At 74.7% G+C, this 5,220-nt stretch carries 3 protein-coding genes; 2 read left to right on the top strand and 1 reads right to left on the bottom strand.

Annotated features, from left to right (window positions below):
- Positions 1 to 24 precede the first annotated feature (24 nt).
- A complete protein-coding gene (locus E1265_RS33285) occupies positions 25 to 1,221 on the bottom strand; it encodes a PQQ-dependent sugar dehydrogenase (RefSeq protein WP_132934685.1) in 1,197 nt (398 codons plus the stop codon).
- A gap of 112 nt (positions 1,222 to 1,333) precedes the next feature.
- On the opposite strand from E1265_RS33285, the gene E1265_RS33280 reads away from it, so the two are divergent.
- The gene (locus E1265_RS33280) at positions 1,334 to 2,299 is read left to right on the top strand and encodes a 2-hydroxyacid dehydrogenase (RefSeq protein WP_132934684.1); all 966 of its coding nucleotides are present in this window, start codon (positions 1,334 to 1,336) and stop codon (positions 2,297 to 2,299) included.
- A 119-nt stretch (positions 2,300 to 2,418) separates the two neighbouring features.
- The coding region (locus E1265_RS33275; protein WP_132934683.1) for an EAL domain-containing protein at positions 2,419 to 5,220 on the top strand (2,802 nt) is incomplete at its 3' end.

Genomic DNA, 5,220 nt, shown 5'->3' with positions numbered 1-5,220 from the left:
GGGTGGGTGGGGGAGATCCGCCGGTCAGCGGACCCGCAGGCGGAGGACGCGGTCATCCGCCCCGGACGGCGTCCCCCGGGAGTCCGTCTCGTTAGTGACGAGCAGCAACTCGTCGTCCCCAACCGCCCGCACCGCCCGCAGGCGCCCGAACTCGCCGCTCAGAAACGACTCGGGCTCGGCCCCGGTGAGCGGCACCCGCCACAGCCGTTCGCCGCGCAGTCCGGCCAGCCAGAGGGAGCCGCCCTGAAAGGCGAGGCCGCTGGGCGACGCCTCGGCCGGCGGCCACCACCGCACCGGGTCGGTGAAGCCGTCGGCCTCGCCGCCCGGCCCCTCGTGCAGCGGCCAGCCGTAGTTCTCGCCCGGTTCGATCCGGTTGAGCTCGTCCCAGGTGTCCTGGCCGAACTCCGAGGCCCACAGCTGGCCTTCGGCGTCCCAGGCGAGGCCCTGCACGTTGCGGTGGCCGGAGGAGTAGACCAGCGAGTCGGGGTCCGGGTTGTCGGTCGGTGGCTCGCCCGTCGTGGGGTCGATCCGCAGGATCTTCCCGGAGAGGGAGTTCCGGTCCTGCGCGAGGCCCCGGTTGTCGGCGTCGCCGGTCGAGGCGTACAGCATGCCGTCGGGGCCGAAGGCCAGGCCGCCGCCATTGTGGATGAACCCGCCCCTGGGGATCCCGGTGAGCACGTCGCGCTCCCGGTCGAGGCCCTGTCCTGGCGCCGCCGAGGCGTCGTGGCGGAAGGCGGTGATCCGGTTGTCGTCGGCCGTCGTGTAGTAGGCGAAGAGCAGGCCGCTTGACGCGAACTCCGGGTCCAGGGCGAGGCCGAGCAGCCCGCCCTCGCCGTCCGGCGTCACGCCCGGCACCTCGCCCACCTCCGAGACCTCGCCGGAGTCGGCCGCGATCCGGTGGATCGTGCCGCCGTCGCGGGAGCCGACCAACAGGTCGCCATCGGGCAGCGGCGCCAGGCCCCAGGGCGAGTCGAGCCCCTCCGCCAGCGTCTCGGCCACCTCCACGGATCCCTCGTCGGGGGCCACGGGGGGCTCACCCGACTCAGCCGACTCCGCGGAGTCGGTCGGCTCCGCCGACGGCTCATCCGCCGGCTCGGACGCGGTCGCGCCGCCCGCTCCCTCCGCGCCGCCGTCGTCCCCGTCGGAGCCCGAACAGCCCGACACCACAAGGGACACGGCTGTCACCGCCGCCACCAGGGCCACGCCTCGCCGCCTCATCATCCGCCTCCGTCCTCCCCGCCCCCGGACCGCGATCGGAGCGACCAGCACATCAGACGCGATCCGTTCCGTCACCCCCGGGTTCCCCGGCCCGCGGCCGATCTAGCCTGGCGGCATGAGCACTACAGATGTCTGGCTGCCCTTCTCCCCCGACGAGTTGTCCGACCTGCCCGAATCATTCGCGTACCGGCACTGGAACGGCGAGGACGAGTATCCGGCCGATCCGGCCGACTGCGCCTTCTACGTCGTCCCGTACCTGAAGCGGCCGGACGTGGTGCTGCGACCGCTGCCGCTGATGACCGGCGTGCGCGTCGTCCAGACCCTGACCGCCGGCGTCGACCACATGCTCCCCGGACTCCCCGACCTGGCGCCCGGCGCGCGGCTGTGCAACGCCGGCTCCCTGCACAACACCAGCACCGCCGAACTCGCCCTCACCCTGACCCTGGCCGCGCTCCGCGGCGTCCCGGACGCGGTGCGCGCCCAGGGCGAGGGGCGGTGGGCGCAGGGCGTGCGCCCCGCGCTCGCCGACCGGCGGGTGCTGATCCTGGGGTACGGCGGCATCGGCGGGGCCATCGAGGACCGGCTGCTGCCGTTCGAGGTGGCCGAGGTCATCCGCGTCGCGAGCCGGGCGAGGACCGCGCCGCGCGGCCCGGTGCACGGCACCGACGAGCTGCCCGAGCTGCTGCCCCGCGCCGACGTGGTGATCGTCGCGACCCCGCTCACCCCCGCCACCCGCGGCCTGGTCGGTGCCGAGTTCCTGGCCCGGATGCCGGACGGCGCGCTGCTGGTCAACGTCGGCCGTGGTCCCGTCGTGGACACCAAGGCGCTGCTCGCCGAGCTCGAGTCGGGCCGGCTGCTGGCCGCGCTCGACGTCACGGACCCGGAGCCGCTGCCGCCAGGGCATCCGCTGTGGGGCGCGCCCGGCGTGCTGATCACCCCGCACGTCGGCGGTCCGACGACGGCCTTCAGGCCTCGTGCGGAGCGGTTGCTGCGGGCCCAGTTGGCCAGGTTCGCGGCCGGCGAACCCGTGGCGCACGTCGTCGCCGTCGGCGGGGGCGGGAGCGCTGACCCGCGGCGCTGACCGAGCGCGAGGTGCCCCCCAGATCGTCACGGTCGGTGAGATTGCTATGGCGTTGAGTGACGGTTCTGGTGTACCGTCCGTTCCGGGGCGAGTCCGGAACGAGAGGGGGGCACAGGCGAATGCACCGCCCGAGAACGGCATGGCGGCCGCGTGCCGACGCGGAGAGCCCGCCGCTGACCGGCCCGGGGCCGCAGCTGGCGCTGGCCGGGGTGTGCGCGGGCTACGCCGTGGGGGCCCTGTTCGGTTGGGGTTCGCCGCAGGTGGCCCGCGTGATGGGGGACTTCGGGCTCGCGGCGGCCGCCTTCCTGGCCGCCGGATCGTGCCTGTGGTACGCGCACCGGCGCGCGGGCGACCTGCGGCCGGCGTGGACGCTGTTCGGCCTCTCCTCGATGATGATCGGCCTGGGCAACGCCATATGGGGCTGGTACGAGGTGGTGCTGCGGGAGTCAGTCCCGCGCACCTCGCTCGCCGACATCTGCTACCTGCTCTTCGCGCCACTGGCCATCATCGGCCTGCTGATGTTCGCCAGGCGCCCCGTCACCAGGGCCCGCTGGATCTGCCTCGGGCTGGACGCCTGGCTCATCGGCGGCTCGCTGATGACGCTGTCGTGGAGCGTCGCTCTCGCCCACACCGCCCAGTGGCGGGGCGAGACCGTGGCCCGCGCCGCCCTGGCGCTGGCCTACCCGCTGCTGGACATCGCGCTGGTCAGCATGGTGCTCGTGCTGCACTTCAGGCACGGCACCCGGCACCGGGCCGGGATCAACACCGCCATCGGCGCCCTGGCCCTGACCGTCCTGTGCGACGCCCTGTTCACCTCGCCCATGCTGCGCGCCCACTACAGCTCGGGTCAACTGCTCGATGCCGGCTGGTTCGCCGCCTCGCTGCTCCTGGCCTACGCGCCGTGGGCGGGCACCAGGAGCGAGCGGCCCGGCGGTCGGCCGCCGGACGAGGGGCCGGCCGAGGAGCCGGCGCCGGCTGAGCGCGCCGAGGGCGACCGCGAGGAGGGCCCGTTCGTCGAGTCGCTGGGCATCGGCGCCCTCGCGCCCTACACGGCGGCGGCCGTCTGCGTGCTCAGCATCCTGATGACCATAGTCGCTGGCCGTAGCGTCGACCGCGTCGTCGTGTACGCGGCGTCCGCCGTGGTCCTCGCGCTGCTCGTGCGCCAGGGGATCACCCTCGCCGACAACGCGGCCCTGACCCGCGAGCTTGCCCAGAAGGAGAACTACTTCCGTTCGCTGGTGCAAGGATCGAGCGACGTGATCATGATCGCCGCGCCGGACGGCAAGCTCCGCTACGTGAGCCCGGCGGCCACCGGCGTGTACGGCAGGGACGCCGAGCGGCTGATCGGCTGCGAGCTCTCGACGCTGATCCACCCGGACGACCTCGGCCGTGTCCTGCACGAGCTGCGCCGCTTTCTCGCGGTGCCGCCCGCGCTCGAGCCGGCCACCAGGATCGAGTGCCGGGTGCTCCACGCCGAGGGGCGCTGGCTCAACGTGGAGTCCAGCGTCAACCGCTACCAGGACGGCCTGATCTTCAACAGTCGAGACGTGACGGAACGTGTGCGACTGCAAGCGCAGCTTCAGCACAGCGCCTCCCACGACGCCCTCACCGACCTGCCCAACCGGGCCCTGTTCACCGAGCGGGTCAGGCTGGCCCTCAGCGATGGCCACGGCCCGGGCCAGACCGGGGACCCGGACGCGGCGGTCTTCTTCATCGACCTCGACGGCTTCAAGGCGGTCAACGACAGCATCGGCCACCAGGCGGGCGACGAGCTGCTGGTGCAGGCCGCCCAGCGGCTGCGCGAGTCGGTGCGGGCCGGCGACACCACGGCCCGGCTCGGCGGGGACGAGTTCGCCGCGCTGATCGTCGGCGACCCGGCCGGCGAGCCCGGGCCCCGCGAGTACCGCATCCTGGAGATCGCCGAGCGGGTGCGGACCGCGCTCTCCCGCCCCTACGTGGTGGACGGCCGCGAGGTGCGGGTGGCCGCCAGCATCGGCATCGCCTTCGCCGAGCCGGGCGCCACCCCGGCCGCCCTGATGCGTAACGCCGACCTCGCGATGTACCGCGCCAAGCAGGCCGGCAAGGCCCGCGTCGAGCTGTACGTGCCGCAGCTCCAGGCCGAGGCGGTGCGCCGCACCGAGCTGGCCGACCGGCTGCGCCGCGCCCTGCACGCCGGCGAGTTCACCCTGCTCCACCAGCCCGTCGTCGACCTCGCCGACGGGCGGATCACCGCGCTCTCCGCCCAGGCGCGCTGGCGGGCGGCGCACGGCCTGCTCACCACCCCGCTCGAGCTGCTGCGCGGCCCCCGCCCGGACGCCGGCGAGCGGGCCACCGAGATGACCGGCTGGCTGGTCAGGCAGGCCATCGCCGAGGCCGGCAGGCGCCACCGCGCCGGCCACACGGTCCCGGTCAGCGTCCGCGTGCCGGGGCCCAGGCTCGCCGACCGGGCGCTGGGCGCCGGCGGCGTCGAGGCGCTGCTCGCCGAGCACGGCCTGCCGCCCGGCGCCCTGATGATCGAGCTGCCCGAGGCCGAGTCCGTGCTGGCCGCCGACGAGCTGCGCCGCCGCCTCCTCGACCTCAGCGGCCTCGGCGTCGGCGTCGCGCTCGGCGGCTTCGGCAGCGGCGGCACCGCGGCCGCCGCCCTGCACCTGCTCCCCGTCGACCTCGTCCGCCTCGATGGTGAGCTCGTCGACGGCCTCGTCGACTCACCGCAGCTGCGCAAGATCGCCGCCGGCCTGCTGCGGATGGCCGCCGACCTCGGCATCGACTCCCTCGCCGACGGCGTCGACCACCCCGAGCAGGCCGCCGCGCTGCGCGCGCTCGGCTGCCGGCGTGGCCAGGGCCTCGCCTTCAGCGAGCCGCTCGACCACGCCGGGCTGCGCCACGTCCTCGACGGCGGCCGCCTGCCGCTTCCCCCGCAC

The sequence above is a fragment of the Streptomyces sp. 8K308 genome (genome assembly GCF_004348315.1).
Taxonomy (GTDB): domain Bacteria; phylum Actinomycetota; class Actinomycetes; order Streptomycetales; family Streptomycetaceae; genus Streptomyces.
The sequence above is the reverse complement of the archived record's forward strand: the minus strand, read 5'-3'. Positions and strand labels throughout refer to the sequence as shown.

What these genes read in the sequence shown, in the direction of transcription:
- E1265_RS33285 (WP_132934685.1), bottom strand. Translation starts at nt 1,221, where the DNA reads ATGATGAGGCGGCGAGGCGTGGCCCTGGTGGCGGCGGTGACAGCCGTG.
- E1265_RS33280 (WP_132934684.1), top strand. Translation starts at nt 1,334, where the DNA reads ATGAGCACTACAGATGTCTGGCTGCCCTTCTCCCCCGACGAGTTGTCC.